The sequence below is a fragment of the Saccharopolyspora endophytica genome, assembly GCF_018070075.1.
Lineage (GTDB): Bacteria > Actinomycetota > Actinomycetes > Mycobacteriales > Pseudonocardiaceae > Saccharopolyspora > Saccharopolyspora endophytica.
In genome coordinates, this window is sequence record NZ_JAGPXE010000012.1 from 229,248 (window position 1) to 247,409 (window position 18,162).

The following is an 18,162-nucleotide window of genomic DNA, read 5'->3' on the forward strand; positions in this document are numbered from 1 at the left end:
ATTCAACAGACGTTGAAAACTCTGGAGGGGGATCGCAATGGAGCGCACCACCTGCGTCGTCGTCGGCGGCGGACCCGCCGGCATGGTTCTCGGACTGCTGCTCGCCCGAGCAGGAGTCGAGGTCACCGTCTTGGAGAAGCACGGCGACTTCCTGCGCGACTTCCGCGGTGACACGGTGCACCCCACGACCCTGCAGCTGCTCGACGACCTCGGCCTGGCCGACCGCTTCGCCCGGATCCCGCAGAGCCGGATCGACAAGATCCAGCTCCCCCTCGGCCCGGACGGGGAGCTGTTCACGATGGGCGACTTCTCGCTGCTGCCGATCAAGCACAACTACGTCGCGATGGTTCCGCAGTGGGACCTGCTGGACATGCTCGCCGACGAGGGCAAGGCCGAACCGGGGTTCACGCTGCGGATGAACACCGAGGCCACCGAGCTGATCCGGGAGGGCGGCCGGGTTCGCGGCGTGCGCTACCGCACCGACTCCGGGCAGACCGGTGAGCTGCGCGCCACCATCACCGTCGCCTGCGACGGCCGCAAGTCGTTCGTGCGGGACATGCCGGAGCTCGGGCTGCGGGACTTCCCCACCCCGATGGACGTCCGCTGGTTCCGGGTGCCGCGCCACGAGGGCGACCCGGAGGGCCTGGTCGGGATGCTGCGCAAGCGCGCCTTCCAGGTGCTCATCGACCGGCGGGACTACTTCCAGGTCGCCTCGATCATCCACAAGGGCTCCGACGCCGCGGGCCGCTCCGGGCCGATCGAGGACTTCAACGCGCAGCTCAGGCGGGAGATCCCGTGGCTGGGAGACCGCGAGCTGGTGCGCTCGTGGGACGACGTCAAGCTGCTGCACGTCACGCTGGACCGGCTGCGCAAGTGGCACGTGCCGGGCCTGCTGTGCATCGGCGACGCCGCGCACGCGATGTCCCCGGTCGGCGGCATCGGCATCAACCTCGCGGTGCAGGACGCGGTCGCGGCGGCCCGCCACCTCGCGACGCCGCTGCGCGAGGGACGGCTGCGGCGCGAGCACGTGGCGGCCGTCCAGCGACGCCGCTGGCTCACCACGGTGCTGATCCAGGGCTTCCAGCGCATGATCCACGAGAACGTGGTGGGGCCCGCCCTGCGCGGCGAGATCGACCTCGGCGACTCGGCGAGGCTGCCGCTCCCGGTCCGCGCGGTCTCGCGGCTGCCGTTCCTCCGCCGCTTCCCGCCGTACCTGCTCGCCTACGGCGCGATCAGGGAGAAGCCACCGCGCGAGGCGCTGCGGCGTCGGTGAGCGGTTGTGGTGCCCGACCGGGCCAGGGGGATGCGAGAGGCGGGCGGTTCAGACCAGAACCGCCCGCCTTTCGCGCACCACGTGCGCCTCAGGCGTTCTGAACGGGGTTCGTCAGGGCGCCGAGGCCGTCGATGGAGACCGTGACCTTCTGGCCGTCGGTCATCGGGCCGACGCCCGCCGGCGTGCCCGTGAGGATGACGTCACCGGGCAGCAGCGTCATGATCCGCGAGACCCACGAGACCAGGCCGCCGATGCCGTGCACCAGCTGCGAGGTGCGGCCGTCCTGCTTGACCTCACCGTCCAGGTCGGTGCGGATGGACAGGTCCGACGGGTCGATCTCGGTGTCGATCCACGGGCCCAGCGGGCAGAACGTGTCGTAGCCCTTGGCGCGCGTCCACTGCCCGTCGGCCTTCTGCTGGTCGCGGGCGGTCACGTCGTTGGCGATCGTGTAGCCGAGCAGCACCTCGGTGCCGCGCGCCTCCGGGACGTCCTTGCAGGGCTGGCCGATGATCGCGGCCAGCTCGCCCTCGAAGTCCACCCGCTCGGAGTTCGGCGGCAGCTTGATCGGCGAGTTCGGGCCGATCACCGACGTCGACGGCTTCATGAAGATCAGCGGGTTCTCGGGCGCCTCGCTGCCCATCTCGCGCGCGTGCTCGGCGTAGTTCTTGCCCACGCAGATCACCTTGCTCGGCAGGATCGGCGCCAGCAGGCGCACGTCGGCCATCGGCCACTTCCGGCCGGTGTAGGTGGGCGAGCCGAACGGGTGCTGGTCGATCTCGACCGCCACGATCTTCTCCCGAGGCGCGGCCGGATCCGGCTCCAACGCCACGAACGACACCCCGTCAGAGTGGGCGACACGAGCCAACCGCAAGACGAACCTCCGCAAATCTCATGTGGACGGGTGGTGGGAACCCGCGCCCAACATACTCGGGCACCGGAATTCGCCACCGCATTCCGGGGTTCGGCGGGAGGCTGCGGTCACATCGCGGCGCAGGCCTTGTAGATCAGCGCGTCGCAGAGCGCGAGCCAGCTGGCTTCGACGATGTTGGCGTGCACGCCCACGGTGGTCCACTCGTGCTCGCCGTCGCGGGACTCGACCAGCACCCGGGTGACGGCGTCGGTGCCCGGCTCGTCGACGAGGATGCGGACCTTGTAGTCGCTGAGCTCCACCGATTCCAGCCACGGCAGGTGCGGCACGAGGGCCTTGCGCAACGCCGCGTCGAGGGCGTTCACGGGACCGTTGCCCTCCGCCGTGGCGATCACCCGCTCCCCCGACACGCTGACCCGCACGGTCGCCTCGGACACGACCTCGCCGTCGTCGCGGTGGTCGAGCAGCACCCGGTACGACTCGAGCTCGAACGGTGTTTCGAGATCGGAACCCGTCATCTCCCGGCGCAGCAACAACTCCAGCGAGGCGTCGGCGGCTTCGAAGGACCAGCCGCGCGCTTCGAGCTCCTTGACCTGCCGCACGGCTCCCCCGACGGCCTCCGGCGAGAGCTCCAGGCCGAGTTCGGCGCCCTTGAGCTCCAGGCTGGCGCGACCGGCCATCTCGGTCACCAGCACCCGCATCCCGTTGCCGACCTCGGCCGGGTCGAGGTGGTTGTAGAGCTCGGGGTCCACTTTGATCGCGCTGGCGTGCAGCCCGGCCTTGTGCGCGAACGCCGACTGCCCCACGTACGCCTGGTGGGTGTCGGGCGCCAGGTTGGCGATCTCGGCCAACGCGTGCGAAACCCTCGTCAGCTCGGGCAATTTGCCCTCGGGCAGCACCGGCATGTCGAGCTTCGTGCCCAGATTTCCCAGAACTGCGAACAGATCCGCGTTGCCCGCGCGCTCGCCGTAGCCGTTGGCGGTGCACTGCACGTGCGTGGCACCGGCCTGCACCGCCGCGACGCTGTTGGCCACGGCGCAGCCGGTGTCGTCCTGGCAGTGGATGCCGACGCGGATCCCGGTGCGCGCGATGACCTCCCGCACGGTGTCGGCCAGCTGCAGCGGGAGCTGGCCGCCGTTGGTGTCGCACAGCACGACGACGTCGGCTCCGGCGCCCGCCGCGGCGTCGAGCACCCGCAGCGAGGTGTCGGGGTCGAAGGCGTATCCGTCGAAGAAGTGCTCGGCGTCGACGAAAACCCGCCTGCCGTGGTCGACGAGGTGGCGGACGGTGTCGGCGATCATCGCGCAGTTCTCGGCGACGTCGGTGCGCAGCGCCCGTTCGACGTGCCTGCGGTCCGATTTGGCCACGAGGGTCACCACCGGAGCGCGAGAGTCCAGCAGTGCGGCAACTTGACGATCTTCGTCCACTTTGGATCCCGCGCGGCGGGTCGAGCCGAACGCCACGAGCGCGGCGTGGTCGAGTTCGAGTTCCCCTTGCGCCGCGCGGTGAAAGAACTCGGTGTCCTTGGGAAGCGCTCCGGGCCAACCACCTTCGATGAACCCGACCCCGAGCCCGTCCAGCAGGCGCGCGACGGCCAGCTTGTCGGTGACCGAGTACGAAATCCCCTCGCGCTGCGCGCCGTCCCGCAGCGTCGTGTCGTAGACGTGGAAGTCGTCGCCCAGGGGCGTGCCGGCCGGCTTGGTGCGGGTCACTGGATTGTCTCCCGTCGGATCGATCGGTTCGGCGTGGATCTTGACGCAGGCAACAAAAAAGACCCCCCGCAGATGCGAGAGGTCAGCGCGTCGGGAAGCGGAGATGTTTACCCGACGCGCTCGCCAATAATGATCACACTGCGGAAAGCCACGACCCCATGCTGCACACCTCGCCCGCCGATGTCCATCGAACGCGACGGACTTCTCACGATCCGGAAAAACCGAAGGGTGCCTTCCCGCGCGGGGAAGGCACCCTTCGGAAAACGAGCTCAGGGGAAAATCAAGGCTGCGGCACGACCTCGTGCGAGGACACCAGCGCGGCCAGCCGGTCGCCGATGGCGAACGTGGCGCCCGGCGACGAGTGGTCGCGGGTCGCCAGGTCGAAGGCCACCGAGGCCTCGACGCGCTTGGCGGCCTCGGTCAGCCCGACGTGGTCGAGCAGCATCGCGATCGACAGCACGGCGGCGGTCGGGTCGGCCACGCCCTGCCCGGCGATGTCCGGGGCGCTGCCGTGCACCGGCTCGAACATGCTCGGGTTGCGGCGGGTGGCGTCGATGTTGCCGCTGGCCGCCAGGCCGATGCCGCCGGTGATCGCACCCGAGAGGTCGGTGATGATGTCGCCGAAGAGGTTGTCGGTGACGATCACGTCGAACCGGCTCGGGTCGGTGACCATGTGGATCGTGGTGGCGTCGACGTGCTGGTAGGCCACGGTGACGTCCGGGTACTGCAGCGAGACCTCTTCGACCACGCGCGACCACAACGAGCCGGCGTGGGTGAGCACGTTGGTCTTGTGCACCAGGGTCAGGTGCTTGCGCGGCCGCGAGGCGGCGCGGGCGAACGCGTCGCGCACGACCCGCTCGACGCCGAACGCGGTGTTGATGCTGACCTCGGTGGCGATCTCGTGCGTGGTGTCCTTGCGCAGCAGGCCACCGTTGCCCGCGTACAGGCCCTCGGTGCCCTCGCGCACGACGACCATGTCGATCTCACCCGGGTCGACCACCGGGCTCTTCACGCCCGGGTACAGCCGCGCGGGGCGCAGGTTCACGTGGTGGTCGAGCTCGAAGCGCAGCCGGAGCAGCAGACCGCGCTCCAGGATGCCGCTGGGCACCGATGGGTCGCCGACCGCGCCGAGCAGGATCGCGTCGTGCTGGCGGAGCTCACCGAGCACGGACTCGGGGAGCAGCTCCCCCGTCGCGTGCCAGCGAGCGGCTCCGAGGTCGTAACGGGTGATCTCGGTATCCGGCACCACCTCGCCGAGCACCTTGAGTGCCTCGGCAACGACCTCCGGCCCGATCCCGTCGCCGGGGATCACAGCGAGCCGCATCTACACACCTCCCGAGAACCACCCCGAACTGCGGGGCTCGAACTGTTGAGCCGAAGGCTACCGGCATGGCCGCGCCGAGCGGCACGCCGGGCCCACCAAGTGGATGATAAGTCCCGGACTGTGGGACACCCATACGAGTGACGCACTGTTTCGGTCCAGGTACGCGCGAGGGGCCGTCCCACGGAGTGGAACGGCCCCTTCTCACGCTTTCGAGCTATTCAGCGTGCGAGCCCGTCGGTGAGCACCTACTCAACGACACCTCGTTGCGGAATCACTCAAAGCTGACGGTCCGCACGATTCGGGCGCCCACAGCAGCGCCGATCGGCTCCAGCACGCCCTGCTCGACCGGACGGTCCACGCGCAGCAGCATGATCGCCTCGGAGCGCTCGGTGGTCTGGCTGACCGTCGCGGCCTCGATGTTCACGCCGACCTCGCCCAGCAGCGTGCCGACCTTGCCCATCACGCCCGGGCGGTCCGGGTACTCCAGCAGCAGCACGTTGCCCTCGGCCCGCAGGTCGAAGTGCCGGCCGTTGACCTCGACCAGCTTCTCCACCTGGTTCGGGCCCGACAGCGCACCAGAGACCACCGAGGTGCTGCCGTCGGCCATGTGCGCGCGCAGCGACACGACGCTGCGGTGGTTGGGGCTCTCCGAGGTCGTCTTGACCTCGACCTGGACACCCAGCTCCTCGGCCAGCTGCGGGGCGTTGACGAAGGTCACCTGGCTCTCGACCGCACCGGCGAACACGCCGCGCAGCGCCGCGAGCTGCAGCACCGAGACGTCCTCGTCGGCCAGCTCGCCGCGGGCCTCGATGGTCACCGAGCTCGGGGTGCCGCCCTGCAGCGCGGCCAGCAGCTGGCCCAGCTTCTGGGTCAGCGACAGGTACGGGCGGACCTCCTCGCCGACCGCACCGCCCTGGACGTTGACCGCGTCCGGGACGAAGTCGCCGCGCAGCGCCAGCCGGACCGACTTGGCCACGTCGGTGCCCGCGCGGTCCTGGGCCTCGGTGGTGGAGGCGCCCAGGTGCGGGGTCACCACGACGTTGTCCAGGGAGAACAGCGGGCTGTCGGTGATCGGCTCGGACTTGAACACGTCGATGCCGGCGCCGGCGATGGTGCCGTTGCGCAGCGCGTCGGCCAGCGCGTCCTCGTCGACCAGACCGCCGCGAGCGGCGTTGATGATGACCAGGTTCGGCTTGGCCTTCTTGAGCTCCTCGGCACCGATCAGACCCAGGGTCTCAGCGGTCTTGGGGAGGTGGATCGACAGCGCGTCGGCACGGCTGAGCAGCTCCTCCAGCGAGACCAGCTCGATGCCCAGCTGCGCGGCGCGAGCCGGCGACACGTAGGGGTCGTAGGCGATGAGCTTGGTGCCGAAGGCGGCGACGCGGGCGGCGAACAGCTGCCCGATCTTGCCCAGGCCGACGACACCGACGGTCTTGCCGTTGAGCTCGACACCGCCGTAGGAGCTGCGCTTCCAGGCGCCGCCCTTGAGGCTCGCATCGGCCTGCGGCACGTTGCGGACCACCGACAGCAGCAGCGCCATGGCGTGCTCGGCGGCGGAGACGATGTTGGAGGTGGGGGCGTTGACCACCATCACGCCGCGCTCGGTGGCGGCGGGCACCTCGACGTTGTCGAGACCGACGCCCGCGCGGGCGACGACCTTGAGGTTCTTGGCCGCCGACAGGACTTCGGCATCGACCTTGGTCGCGGAACGGACCAGCAGCGCATCGGCGTCGGCGACAGCGTCGAGCAGCGCCGGACGGTCGGTGCCGTCCACGTTGCGGATCTCGACCTCTTCGCCGAGGGCGTCGATCACGGACGGGGCCAACTTCTCGGCGAGAAGAACGACAGGACGGCTTGCGTTGGTCACGGGCGAACTCCAAGCTGGAAGATCACGATCGGCACGACGATGTGCCCGGACGGGGGAAGTTTAACGGGAGATTGAGAAAGCATTCACAAGGGTGTAGCTCGGATCACCGCTGGATCGAACACGTCCACGAGACCCGCTCTTTCAGCATTCTCGCAGATCACACCCCGTGCGAGGGGTATCCGTTCCAGAGTGCGGGAGAGATCGCCACCCGAACGGGCCCACGCCGCCCACGCCGACGACATCAGGCCCGAACGGCGGCCGGGCTTCACGGTTCGTCGAATTCGCCGTCCTTGGCGCCCGCGACGAACGCGTCCCATTCCTCGGGGGTGAAAACGAGAACGGGGCCTTCCGGATCCGCCCCGTTTCGCATCCCCACATAACCGTCGACGAACGCGATCTCGACGCCCGGTTCGTCCGGATCATCCGTGCTCGTGATCCACTCCGCGACGGAGAAGTCCAGTTTGTCGCGGACGTGCGCTTTGTCGTCGACGATCTCGTTCTCTGCACTCACGATGCGTACCGTATCCCTCACTCATAGCGATATCCCGTTGTGGGAGACCCGCCCGGCGGAAACCTACCCACCACCGCCGAAACACGCGAGGCCCGGTGAAACCTCGTTGGAGAGGGTTCACCGGGCCAGGCGGGTCAACGCTGCCGAGGGCTCCGGAGAGCTCGGAGATCAGCTCACTTGTTGGTCCAGGACATCAGCGAGCGCAGCTTCTTGCCGACCTCTTCGATCTGGTGGGCGTTGCCCTCGGCCTGCAGCTTGGTGAAGTTCGGGCGACCGGCCTCGTCCTCGGCCACCCACTCCTTGGCGAAGGTGCCGTCCTGGATCTCACCGAGCACCTTGCGCATCGAGTCCTTGACGTGCGAGTCGATGACGCGCGGGCCGCGGGTGAGGTCGCCGTACTCGGCGGTGTCCGAGCAGGAGTAGCGCTGACCGGCGATGCCGCCCTCCCACATCAGGTCCACGATCAGCTTGAGCTCGTGCAGGACCTCGAAGTAGGCGATCTCCGGCTGGTACCCGGCCTCGACCAGCACCTCGAAACCGTTCTGCACCAGCGCGGAGGCACCACCGCAGAGAACGGCCTGCTCACCGAACAGGTCGGTCTCGGTCTCCTCCTTGAAGGTGGTCTTGATGACGCCGGCGCGGGCACCGCCGATGGCGGCGGCGTAGGACAGCGCCAGGGCCTGGCCGTTGCCCGAGGCGTCCTGCTCGACGGCGATCAGGCACGGCACGCCCTTGCCGTCGACGAACTGGCGGCGGACCAGGTGGCCCGGGCCCTTCGGGGCGACCATGGCGACGTCGACGTCGGCCGGCGGCTGGATCAGGCCGTAGCGGATGTTGAAGCCGTGGCCGAAGAACAGCGCGTCACCCTGCTTGAGGTTCGGGGCGACGTCGTTGGCGTAGATCTCGCGCTGTTTGGTGTCGGGCGCCAGGATCATGATCAGGTCGGCCTCGGCGGACGCCTCGGACGGGGTGAGGACCTTCAGGCCCTCCTCCTCGGCCTTGGCGCGGGACTTGGAACCCTCCGGCAGACCGATGCGCACGTCCACGCCCGAGTCCCGCAGGCTCAGCGCGTGGGCGTGGCCCTGGCTGCCGTAGCCGATGACGGCGACCTTGCGGCCCTGCACGATGCCGAGGTCCGCGTCCGCGTCGTAGAAGATTTCAACTGCCATGGTGATTCAGCGTTTCCTTTCGGGACTTCATCGGTTGTCGGCAAGCGGCGACGCCGCTTCCTCTTTCACCCCGTGAGCAACTTGCACCGCCGCGGGTTCTGACACGTCGTCTGGCGAGTACGCCGCGACGCCGTGTATTGGCATACATAAGGAGTGGCGCACGGAGTCCAGGCGGCGTGTCAGGTTCCGCTACCCGCACCGCTGCGTTTGCCGGCAACCTCGTCATTCTTTTGTGGTCAGCGGACTGCTGTGGCTGTGATGGAGCGGGGGCCTCGGCCGATCGCGATCGTTCCCGACTGCACCATCTCGCGGACGCCGTAGGGTTCCAGCATTCGCAGCAACGCGTCGAGCTTATCGGCGGTGCCGGTGGCCTCGATGGTCAGCGCCTCCGGCGAGACGTCCACCACCTTGGCGCGGAACAGCTGCACGGTCTCCAGGACCTGGCTGCGCACCGAGGAGTCGGCGCGGACCTTGACCAGCAGCAGCTCGCGCTGCACCGCGGCGTCGTCCTCCAGCTCCACGATCTTGATCACGTTCACCAGCTTGTTGAGCTGCTTGGTGACCTGTTCCAAGGGCTGGTCGCTGACGGCGACCACGATCGTCATCCGGGAGATCTCCGGGTGCTCGGTCGGGCCGACCGCGAGCGACTCGATGTTGAAGCTGCGTCGGGAGAACAGGCCGGAAACCCGGGCGAGAACACCGGGGACGTTCTCCACCAGAACGCTGAGCGTATGCCTGGTCACGCTTCGTCCTCCTCGAACAGCGGGCGGATGCCGCGTGCCGCCATGATCTCGTCGTTGCCGGTGCCCGCCGCCACCATCGGCCACACCTGCGCGTCCTTGCCCACCACGAAGTCGATCACGACCGGTCGGTCGTTGATCTCCATAGCCCGCTGGATGACGCTGTCGACGTCCTCTTTGGACTCACACCGCAGGCCGGCGCACCCGTAGGCGTCGGCGAGCAGCTTGAAGTCCGGGATGCGGTGCTTGTGGGTGCCGAGGTCGCTGTGTGAGTAACGCTCGGCGTAAAACAGGTTCTGCCACTGCCGGACCATACCCAGGTTGCCGTTGTTGATGACGGCCACCTTGATGGGGATGTCCTCGATCGCGCAGGTCGCGAGCTCCTGGTTGGTCATCTGGAAGCAGCCGTCGCCGTCGATGGCCCACACGACCTTGTCCGGCACACCGGCCTTGGCGCCCATGGCCGCGGGAACCGCGTAGCCCATGGTCCCCAGGCCACCGGAGTTCAGCCAGGTGCGCGGGTTGTCGTAGCCGACGAACTGCGCGGCCCACATCTGGTGCTGACCCACGCCCGCCGCGTAGACCGCGTCGGTGCCGGCGATCTTGCCCAGCCGCTCGATGACGTACTCCGGCGACAGGCTGCCGTCGCTGGGCTCGGCGTAGCCGAGTGGGAACCGGCCGCGGATGTCGTCCAGCATCGCCCACCACGCCGTCAGGTCGGCGGTGCCGTCCTCGGCCTCGGCGGCCTCGAACGCCTCGGTCAGCTCGGCGATGACGTCCTTGCAGTCACCGACGATCGGGACGTCGGCGTGGCGGTTCTTGGAGATCTCGGCCGGGTCGATGTCGGCGTGCACGACCTTGGCGTCGGGCGCGAACGACGAGAGCTGGCCGGTGACCCGGTCGTCGAACCGGGTGCCCAGGGCGATCAGCAGGTCGGAGCGCTGCATCGCGGCGACCGCGGCGACCGTGCCGTGCATGCCCGGCATGCCGAGGTGCTGCGGGTGCGAGTCCGGGAACGCGCCGCGCGCCATCAGCGTGGTGACCACCGGGATGCCCGTGCGCTCGGCCAGCTGCCGCAGCTCGGCGTGCGCCTCGGCCTTGATGACGCCGCCACCGACGTAGAGCACCGGCTGCTTGGCCTCGACCATGAGCTTCGCGGCCTCGCGGACCTGCTTGCCGTGCGGCTTGCTGGTCGGCTTGTAACCCGGCAGCTTCATCTCCGGCGGCCAGGAGAAGGACATGGTGGCCTGCTGGACGTCCTTGGGGATGTCGACCAGCACCGGGCCCGGGCGACCGCTGGCGGCGATGTAGAACGCCTCGGCGATGATCCGCGGGATGTCCTCGGCGTCGGTGACCAGGAAGTTGTGCTTGGTGATCGGCAGCGTGATGCCGCAGATGTCGGCTTCCTGGAAGGCGTCCGTGCCGATCAGGCCGGTGGACTGCTGGCCGGTGATCGCCACGACCGGGACGGAGTCCATGTGCGCGTCGGCGAGCGGGGTGACCAGGTTCGTCGCACCCGGGCCGGAGGTGGCCATGCACACCCCGACCTTGCCGGTGGCCTGCGCGTATCCGGTCGCCGCGTGCCCGCCGCCCTGCTCGTGGCGGACCAGCACGTGCCGGACCTTCTCGGAGTCGAGCAAGGGGTCGTAGGACGGGAGGATGGTGCCACCCGGAATCCCGAAGACGACCTCGCAACCCACGGACTCCAGCGAGCGGACGAGTGCCTGCGCACCCGTCATCTTCACCGGAGCACCGCTGGGCGGCGCGGGCTTGGGTCGGCGTCCTGGCGGGGGCGCCGGGACCGGATTCTGCCTGGTATTGGCGCTGGTCATCGGGTCAACCTCGGTGGTTGGGAGTGGGACCGGACACGAAAAAACCCTCGCAGGCCACAAAGAGGCCCCACGAGGGTTGGCGCGTCGACGCTGCGAACTTCCTTAGGCGTCGACGCGCCAGGGAAGTACGAGAATGTCGTGCAGTCGCAGCATGGCCAGGACGTTAATGGGACCGGTCGCGCCACGTCAAACGATCCGGGACGATCGTCTCGCATGGTGGGCGCCCGTCCAGGCTGCCACGATCCGCCCCTTCGCGCTTTTCCCAGTTCAGCGATGCTGTCGCGGCGGGATTCGAGCCAGGTGTGATGCGCACCGCTCCCCGGCTCCCAGCCGCTGGGAGTTTCGGGTCCCGATCGGGCGAAGCCGACCAGGTGAGAACATCGAGGGGTGAGCGAGACACCCCAGGACGACGCCGCCGAACCGCAGAGCACCGAATCCGCGCCCGACGCGGAGCCGCGGACCACCGAGATCCCGGAGTCGCTGAACTTCCGGGTCCCCCGCGTGTCGCTGCTCGCAGTGCTCGCCGTCGCCGCCTGCGCGGTACCGCTGGCCACCACCTCCGGTCCGGTGGGGCTGCTCGTCTTCCTGATCCCGCTCGCGCTGCTGTGGGTCGTGCTGCGGCCGGGCACCACCGTCGACGCCGAGCGGATCAAGACCCGCACCCTCGTCGGCGGGCGCACCCTTCCCTGGGAGTCGCTGAAGGGCCTGGCCATCACCAAGCAGTCCAAGGTCCGCGCCAGCACCACCGACGGCGCCGAGGTCACGCTGCCCACCGTGCGCCCGCGCCACCTCCCCGCGATCTCCCTGGTCAGCCGCGGGCACCTCCCGGACCCCACCGCGCGGTCCACCGACGAGGACTGACACCGAAGATCCCGACCCGTAATCTGGCCGACATGCGTGCTCAAGCACGGTGTTCGCAGGGGTAGGGTCGGAGTCACCGCCACGCTTAGCACCCACAAGGCGACGTCAGCGGGCTGGGCCGTTCGCGTTGAAGCTCGCTGGCTCCGCACCCGGCCCCACCGCACGAAGCCTGGAATCGAAGAAGGTCTCCCAATGCCTCAGCTGCGTTCCCGCACCACGACTCACGGCCGGAATGCCGCCGGCGCCCGTTCGCTGTGGCGCGCCACCGGCATGACCGACGACGACTTCGGAAAGCCGATCGTCGCGATCGCCAACTCCTACACCCAGTTCGTGCCCGGTCACGTGCACCTGCGCGACCTCGGTGACGTCGTGGCCGAGACGATCCGCGAGGCGGGCGGCGTGCCGCGCGAGTTCCACACCATCGCCGTCGACGACGGAATCGCCATGGGCCACAGCGGCATGCTCTACTCGCTGCCCTCGCGGGAGATCATCGCCGACTCGGTGGAGTACATGGTCAACGCGCACCAGGCCGACGCGCTGGTGTGCATCTCCAACTGCGACAAGATCACCCCGGGCATGCTCAACGCCGCGATGCGGCTGAACATCCCGGCGGTGTTCGTCTCGGGTGGCCCGATGGAGGCCGGCAAGGCCGTCGTGGTCGAGGGCGTCGCGCACGCGCCGACCGACCTGATCACCACCATCTCGGCCTCGGCGAACTCGGCGATCGACGACGAGGGTCTGTCCGAGGTGGAGCGCTCCGCGTGCCCGACCTGCGGTTCGTGCTCGGGCATGTTCACCGCGAACTCGATGAACTGCCTGACCGAGGCGCTGGGACTGGCGCTGCCGGGCAACGGTTCGACGCTGGCCACCCACGCGCTGCGCCGCGAGCTGTTCCAGGAGGCCGGCCGCACGGTCGTCAACATCGCCAAGCGCTACTACCAGTCCGACGACGAGACCGTCCTGCCGCGCTCGATCGCCAACAAGCAGGCGTTCGAGAACGCGATGGCGCTGGACATGGCGATGGGCGGATCCACCAACACGGTGCTGCACACCCTCGCCGCCGCGCAGGAGGGCGAGATCGACTTCACCCTCGACGACATCGCCGAGATCAGCCGCAAGGTGCCGTGCCTGTCGAAGGTCGCGCCGAACTCCGACTACCACATGGAGGACGTGCACCGGGCCGGCGGCATCAGCGCGATCATGGGCGAGCTCGACCGCGCCGGTCTGCTGCACCGCGACGTCGCCTCGGTCCACAGCGAGAGCCTGACCGCGTGGCTGTCCACGTGGGACGTCCGCGGTGAATCGCCGTCGGAGAAGGCGCTGGAGATCTTCCACGCCGCGCCCGGCGGAGTGCGCACCACCCAGGCGTTCTCCACCGACAACCGCTGGTCGTCGCTGGACACCGACGCCGCCAACGGCTGCATCCGCGACGTCGAGCACGCCTACACCGTCGACGGCGGTCTGGCCGTGCTCAAGGGCAACCTCGCCGAGGAGGGCGCGGTCATCAAGGCGGCCGGCGTCGAGGAGGAGCTCTGGCACTTCCAGGGTCCGGCGCGGGTGCTGGAGAGCCAGGAGCAGGCGGTGTCGGCGATCCTGAACAAGGAGATCCAGCCCGGTGAGGTGCTGGTGATCCGCTACGAGGGCCCCGCGGGCGGTCCCGGCATGCAGGAGATGCTGCACCCGACCGCGTTCCTGAAGGGCTCCGGTCTGGGCAAGAAGTGCGCGCTGATCACCGACGGCCGGTTCTCCGGTGGCTCGTCGGGCCTGTCGGTCGGGCACATCTCGCCGGAGGCCGCGGGCGGCGGGCTCATCGGCCTGGTGGAGAACGGCGACCAGATCCTCATCGACGTCCACGAGCGCAAGCTGGAGCTGCTGGTCGACGAGCAGGTCCTGGCCGAGCGCCGCGCCAAGATGGAGGCCAGCGAGAACCCCTGGCAGCCCGTCGGCCGGGAGCGCAAGGTCACCACAGCCCTCCGCGCCTACGCGAAGCTCGCGACGTCAGCCTCCTACGGCGCAGTCCGCGACGTGAACAAGTGAGCTGCGTCGTTGTGTGAGCCAAGTGGCGAAGCCACTTTCTCCTTGCCCCGCCCTAGGCACTGGCACCGCCGCGGGTTCTGAGCGGCTTCGTGGCGAGGACGGCCACTCCGCCGTGTATTGGACATACATCAGGAGTGGCACCCGCAGTCCACGGAGCCGCTCAGGTTCCGCCACCGGCACCGCTGCGCAGAACGACCACATCGCTCTTGAGGGAGAAGAAATCGGGCCCCGGCTCCTGGGTTGGAGCCGAGGCCCGATTTCGTCGGTGCACGTCTCAGGGGCGGTGGAAGAGGATCAGGATCGCCGCAGCCGCGCCAGCCGCGACGATCAGGCCGAAGAAGCCGAATCCCAACGGACGGCGGAACCACACTCGCCCGTAGTCCAAGGCCACCCGGCCGGGACCGGTGAACATCACGCCGAGACCGAGGGCACCGAGGATGGCATCCATCTCGAACCCGCCGTCGGCGTTGAAGAAACCGGCGCCCAGCTTGACGAACACCGCGCTGGCCATCAGGCCCACCACACCGGCCGCGGCGGCCGGCGTGAACAGGCCCAGGACCAGCAGCGCACCCGCACCGAGCTCGGTACCCCCGGTGACCAGCGAGAGCGCGGCGCTCTGCTGGAAGCCCATGCCGGACAGAACCTCCGCGAAGCCCTCCGGGCCGGGGCCGCCGAACGCGCCGAACAGCTTCTGCGCGCCGTGCAGGAGGAAGACCCCTCCCAGCGCCAGGCGCAGGATCAGCAGGCCGAGGTCGGTTCCCGCGTTCCAGGCGAAGGGCTTGCGCTTCTTGCCGAGTTCTTCGGCGTAGCCGGAGTCTTCGCCGACGCCGCTCACCAGCGAGGTCGCTTCACCGTCGCTGTAGCCGTCGTCTTCGTCGTAGTAGTTGTGCTGGCGTGCGCCGAGGCTCTGCGTGCTCTTGGCCGAACCCTTCGCGCCGCGGGGCCGCTGGGCGTGCGCGCCGTAGCTGCGATCGTCGGGGGAGCCGCCCGCACCGCCGGGGCGATCGTCTTGGATGCTCACGCCGCAGGAGGCTAGGGCATCTTCACCTGAAAGTGCGACCCTTTGCGATAAAACCTTCCCCACACGTGACAGGTTCGATACCACAGGACTCGTTCCGGGTGGAAAATGTCCTGATGGAGGACCCAGAATTCCGCGGGCCGAGGTCGCACAAATCCGATGTCGCCGCAGGTGGTGCGCATTTCCTGGACATCGGTGAGGGCTGGTCGTCGCCTTCGTTCGCACCGAGAGCGGTGCTTATGCTCCCCGAACTCGTTTCGGCGACGGAATTGCTTCCTCTCGATTGCGCGGCTCAGGTGCTGAATTGGTCACCGGAGAGCATTTCCTCCGGCACCACCGGTGAGCACGTGGCCGACGCCCTCGCGGTCCTCGACGACGCCGACGCGCCCGACTGCGTCGTCCTCGCCTGGTCGGGTGGCACGTCCCTGGCGGTGGAGCTCGCCGCCCGCCACCCCGACCGGGTGCGCGGGCTCCTGCTGCTGGCGGGACCGCCCACGGCGGGCGCGGAGATGCTGCTGTCCCACGTCGGCGTGCCCGACGCGATGCGCAGGCTCCTGGCCGCGGGCGGCTCGGCTTCGCTGCGCCTGACCGGTGACCTGCTGGAATCCATCACCGCCCAGCTGCCGGTCGGGGACTGGCCCGCTCGCCTGCTGCGCCGAGCCGGCCTGCTGCCCGACGACGGCGACCGCGCCGGCATCACGGCCGCCCTGCGCAACCTGGTGCAGCACGACTGGCGCAGGCACGTCGAACTGGCGCTGGCCTGGAGCGCGTCGGTCCGCGACGACCTGCCGCGCATCAGCTGCCCGGTCACGCTGCTGGCCGGGCGCCTCGATCCCCTCGGCGAACCGCTGACCACGGCGCGCCAGGTCGGCTCTCTCCCGCAGGCCAGGGTGCGGCTGCTCGACGCGTCCCACTTCATCCCGCTGGAAGCTCCGGACACCGTGCGGGAGGAGTTGGCGCTGCTGCTGCGCCGGGTCGAGGCCGTCGAATGCGCCCGACTCGGCATCGACCCGCCACCGCCGCCGGTCCGCCGGATCCGCCTCTCGCTCCCGGAACACCGGCGACTCCGCCGCCGCGCCCTGCACCCCCCGTTCGACCCGCCCCGGGCGAACGGCTGATCGCGGTGGCTCACCACGCGTTCACCCGGCGGCGGATAGGGTCGGAGGCGTGATGGGTCGGACTCGTGCGCTGGTGGGCGCCTTCGCGGTGCTCGGAATCGTGCTGAGCGGATGCGCCGAGTTCCCCGACGAGCACAACCGGCCGTTCGCCGAGCAGCCCTCGCTGGCGCCGCAGGCCGGTCCGCAGCCCTCGTTCGAGAGCGAAGCACCGCCGTCGGAGGCCCCCGGCGAGGCGAAACCGCAGCCGCCCGCGCAGCCGGTCGGCTGCGAGGACCCCGATCCGGCGGTGATCACCACGTGCCTGGACCCGGTCGGGGCGATCGCGGTGCTGCCGGACGGGCAGAGCGCGCTGGTCGGCGAGCGCTCCACGGGTCGCGTGCTGCGCGTGAAGAAGGGCGCGAAACCCGTTGAGCTGGCGCAGATCCCCGTCGACGCGAGCAGCGGCGGCGGCCTCACGGGCCTGGCCCTGTCGCCCACGTACCACGAGGACGAGCTCTTCTACGCCTACGTCACCACCGGCTCCGACAACCGGGTCGTGCGGGTCGCCAGCGGCGACAGCCCGAAGCCGGTGCTGACCGGGATTCCCAAGGGCGCGACCGGCAACTCGGGTGCGCTGCTCGACGACGGCAAGGGCGCGCTGCTGGTGGCCACCGGCAACGCCGGCGACCCGGCCGGCGCCACCGACCCGTCGACGCTGTCCGGGAAGCTGCTGCGCGTCGACGGTTTCGGCAAGCCCGCCGAGGGGAACCCGCAGCGCGATTCGCCGGTGGTGACCTCCGGGCTGAACGAGCCGACCGGCATCTGCGGCACGGCCGCGCTGAGCATGTTCTGGGTGACCGACCGCAACGGCGGCAAGGATTCCCTCCACCAGGTGAAGTTCGGTGAGCCGCTGGGCAATCCGGCCTGGACCTGGTCGGATCGGCCCGGGGTGTCGGGGTGCGCGGCGGACCCCTCCACCGTGATCGTGGCGCTGCGCGACGCCTCGGCGCTCTACACGCTGCACCCGGCGCCGGACGGCAGCTTCACCGGTCAGCCCACCAAGGTCCTGGAGAACCGCTACGGCCGCTTCGCCACGGCCGCTCTGGCCCCGGACGGCATGGTGTGGCTGGGCACCACCAACCGCGACGGCGGCCGTCCCGTCCCCAGCGACGACCGGGTCCTGCGCCTGGAGCCGCCGACCGGCGGCACGGCGGGCAAGGACTAGGAGCCGTTCTCGGGCGTGCCCGTTCTCAACCGTTGATGCCGCGGTCGATCAGGCCGGTGAGCAGGTCGATCACGTCCTCGTCGGTGAGCGCGGCCAGCATCGGTTGCTCCTCGACGAGATTGGCGTAGGCGAACTGCTGGCAGAGCCCGGTGATGGCGATCGCGGTCGCTTCCGGCCGTTCGGTGTGGGCCAGGTGGCCCGCGAGGTGGTGCACGTCCGGTTCGAGGAGTTCGGCGACGCGGTCGGCGAAGCGCTGGTCGACCAGCGCCGCTTGGCGCAGCGCGATGAGCACGACGCGGTGGGCGCGGAAGAAGTCCCAGAACCCGGCGACGTGCCAGCGGATGGCGTCGCGGTCGCCGAAGTCCGATGAGTGGCGCTCGTCGGAGAGCACCGCCGAGTCGCCGGCCTCCAGCAGGTCGGCGAGCAGCGCTTCGAGGAGTTCTTCCTTGCTCTTGAAGTGGTTGTAGAACGACCCCGCCGACCGGCCGGCTTCGGCGGTGATGTCGGTGATCTTGGTGTTGAGGTACCCGTGCCTGCCGAAGACCCGCACCGCGGCGGCCTTGAGCGCGGCCTCGGTCTCGGCCGCCTGCGCCTTGCGGGTGGTTCCCGGCATCGTCGCTCCTCCTTC

General features: G+C 69.5%; 15 protein-coding genes. 5 read left to right on the forward strand and 10 right to left on the reverse strand.

Going from position 1 to position 18,162, the window contains the following annotated elements; genetic code table 11:
- Window positions 1-37: 37 nt before the first annotated feature.
- A complete protein-coding gene (locus KBO27_RS25635) occupies window positions 38-1,273 on the forward strand; it encodes an FAD-dependent oxidoreductase (protein WP_210972420.1) in 1,236 nt (411 codons plus the stop codon).
- Window positions 1,274-1,361: 88 nt separating this feature from the next.
- Here KBO27_RS25635 and KBO27_RS25640 read toward each other — a convergent pair whose 3' ends face one another.
- The 8 genes from KBO27_RS25640 to KBO27_RS25675 all read right to left on the reverse strand — a co-directional run bounded on the left by KBO27_RS25640 (window position 1,362) and on the right by KBO27_RS25675 (window position 11,296).
- A complete protein-coding gene (locus KBO27_RS25640) occupies window positions 1,362-2,144 on the reverse strand; it encodes a fumarylacetoacetate hydrolase family protein (protein WP_132676792.1) in 783 nt (260 codons plus the stop codon).
- Window positions 2,145-2,251: 107 nt separating this feature from the next.
- Window positions 2,252-3,853 (reverse strand): citramalate synthase, encoded by a 1,602-nt coding sequence (gene cimA / locus KBO27_RS25645; protein WP_210972421.1) that lies wholly within the window; start codon window positions 3,851-3,853, stop codon window positions 2,252-2,254.
- A 280-nt stretch (window positions 3,854-4,133) separates the two neighbouring features.
- On the reverse strand, window positions 4,134-5,177 hold the full coding sequence (locus KBO27_RS25650) for a 3-isopropylmalate dehydrogenase (RefSeq protein WP_210972422.1): 1,044 nt from the start codon (window positions 5,175-5,177) through the stop codon (window positions 4,134-4,136).
- A gap of 271 nt (window positions 5,178-5,448) precedes the next feature.
- Window positions 5,449-7,044, reverse strand: coding sequence for a phosphoglycerate dehydrogenase (gene serA / locus KBO27_RS25655; protein ID WP_132676786.1), 1,596 nt, complete (start codon window positions 7,042-7,044; stop codon window positions 5,449-5,451).
- A gap of 265 nt (window positions 7,045-7,309) precedes the next feature.
- Window positions 7,310-7,555 carry a DUF397 domain-containing protein gene (locus KBO27_RS25660; protein ID WP_132627456.1) on the reverse strand — a complete coding sequence of 82 codons (246 nt, stop codon included), beginning with the start codon at window positions 7,553-7,555 and terminating at the stop codon, window positions 7,310-7,312.
- A 173-nt stretch (window positions 7,556-7,728) separates the two neighbouring features.
- Entirely contained in the window at window positions 7,729-8,724 is a 996-nt protein-coding gene (ilvC, locus tag KBO27_RS25665; protein ID WP_210972423.1) for a ketol-acid reductoisomerase, read from the reverse strand.
- Window positions 8,725-8,960: 236 nt separating this feature from the next.
- A complete protein-coding gene (gene ilvN, locus KBO27_RS25670) occupies window positions 8,961-9,467 on the reverse strand; it encodes an acetolactate synthase small subunit (protein ID WP_093413489.1) in 507 nt (168 codons plus the stop codon).
- Entirely contained in the window at window positions 9,464-11,296 is a 1,833-nt protein-coding gene (locus KBO27_RS25675; protein ID WP_210972424.1) for an acetolactate synthase large subunit, read from the reverse strand. The genes ilvN and KBO27_RS25675 overlap by 4 nt, the downstream gene beginning before the upstream one ends.
- A gap of 387 nt (window positions 11,297-11,683) precedes the next feature.
- On the opposite strand from KBO27_RS25675, the gene KBO27_RS25680 reads away from it, so the two are divergent.
- Window positions 11,684-12,157 (forward strand): PH domain-containing protein, encoded by a 474-nt coding sequence (locus tag KBO27_RS25680; RefSeq protein WP_307870611.1) that lies wholly within the window; start codon window positions 11,684-11,686, stop codon window positions 12,155-12,157.
- 192 nt (window positions 12,158-12,349) lie between these two features.
- Window positions 12,350-14,194, forward strand: a complete 1,845-nt coding sequence (gene ilvD, locus KBO27_RS25685) for a dihydroxy-acid dehydratase (protein ID WP_210972425.1) — start codon at window positions 12,350-12,352, stop codon at window positions 14,192-14,194.
- Window positions 14,195-14,468: 274 nt separating this feature from the next.
- Here the strand turns inward: ilvD and KBO27_RS34700 are convergent, their stop codons facing one another.
- Entirely contained in the window at window positions 14,469-15,215 is a 747-nt protein-coding gene (locus KBO27_RS34700) for a DoxX family protein (protein ID WP_132676776.1), read from the reverse strand.
- A 236-nt stretch (window positions 15,216-15,451) separates the two neighbouring features.
- On the opposite strand from KBO27_RS34700, the gene KBO27_RS25695 reads away from it, so the two are divergent.
- Window positions 15,452-16,330 carry an alpha/beta fold hydrolase gene (locus KBO27_RS25695; RefSeq protein WP_246538048.1) on the forward strand — a complete coding sequence of 293 codons (879 nt, stop codon included), beginning with the start codon at window positions 15,452-15,454 and terminating at the stop codon, window positions 16,328-16,330.
- A 52-nt stretch (window positions 16,331-16,382) separates the two neighbouring features.
- Entirely contained in the window at window positions 16,383-17,534 is a 1,152-nt protein-coding gene (locus KBO27_RS25700; protein ID WP_210972427.1) for a PQQ-dependent sugar dehydrogenase, read from the forward strand.
- A gap of 25 nt (window positions 17,535-17,559) precedes the next feature.
- Here KBO27_RS25700 and KBO27_RS25705 read toward each other — a convergent pair whose 3' ends face one another.
- Window positions 17,560-18,147 carry a TetR/AcrR family transcriptional regulator gene (locus tag KBO27_RS25705; protein ID WP_210972428.1) on the reverse strand — a complete coding sequence of 196 codons (588 nt, stop codon included), beginning with the start codon at window positions 18,145-18,147 and terminating at the stop codon, window positions 17,560-17,562.
- Window positions 18,148-18,162 lie beyond the last annotated feature (15 nt).

Bases quoted from the DNA above. Each gene is read 5' to 3' on its own strand.
- KBO27_RS25635 (WP_210972420.1), top strand. From the start codon at position 38: ATGGAGCGCACCACCTGCGTCGTCGTCGGCGGCGGACCCGCCGGCATG.
- KBO27_RS25650 (WP_210972422.1), bottom strand. From the start codon at position 5,177: ATGCGGCTCGCTGTGATCCCCGGCGACGGGATCGGGCCGGAGGTCGTT.
- ilvC (WP_210972423.1), bottom strand. From the start codon at position 8,724: ATGGCAGTTGAAATCTTCTACGACGCGGACGCGGACCTCGGCATCGTG.
- KBO27_RS25675 (WP_210972424.1), bottom strand. From the start codon at position 11,296: ATGACCAGCGCCAATACCAGGCAGAATCCGGTCCCGGCGCCCCCGCCA.
- ilvD (WP_210972425.1), top strand. From the start codon at position 12,350: ATGCCTCAGCTGCGTTCCCGCACCACGACTCACGGCCGGAATGCCGCC.
- KBO27_RS25695 (WP_246538048.1), top strand. From the start codon at position 15,452: ATGCTCCCCGAACTCGTTTCGGCGACGGAATTGCTTCCTCTCGATTGC.
- KBO27_RS25700 (WP_210972427.1), top strand. From the start codon at position 16,383: ATGGGTCGGACTCGTGCGCTGGTGGGCGCCTTCGCGGTGCTCGGAATC.
- KBO27_RS25705 (WP_210972428.1), bottom strand. From the start codon at position 18,147: ATGCCGGGAACCACCCGCAAGGCGCAGGCGGCCGAGACCGAGGCCGCG.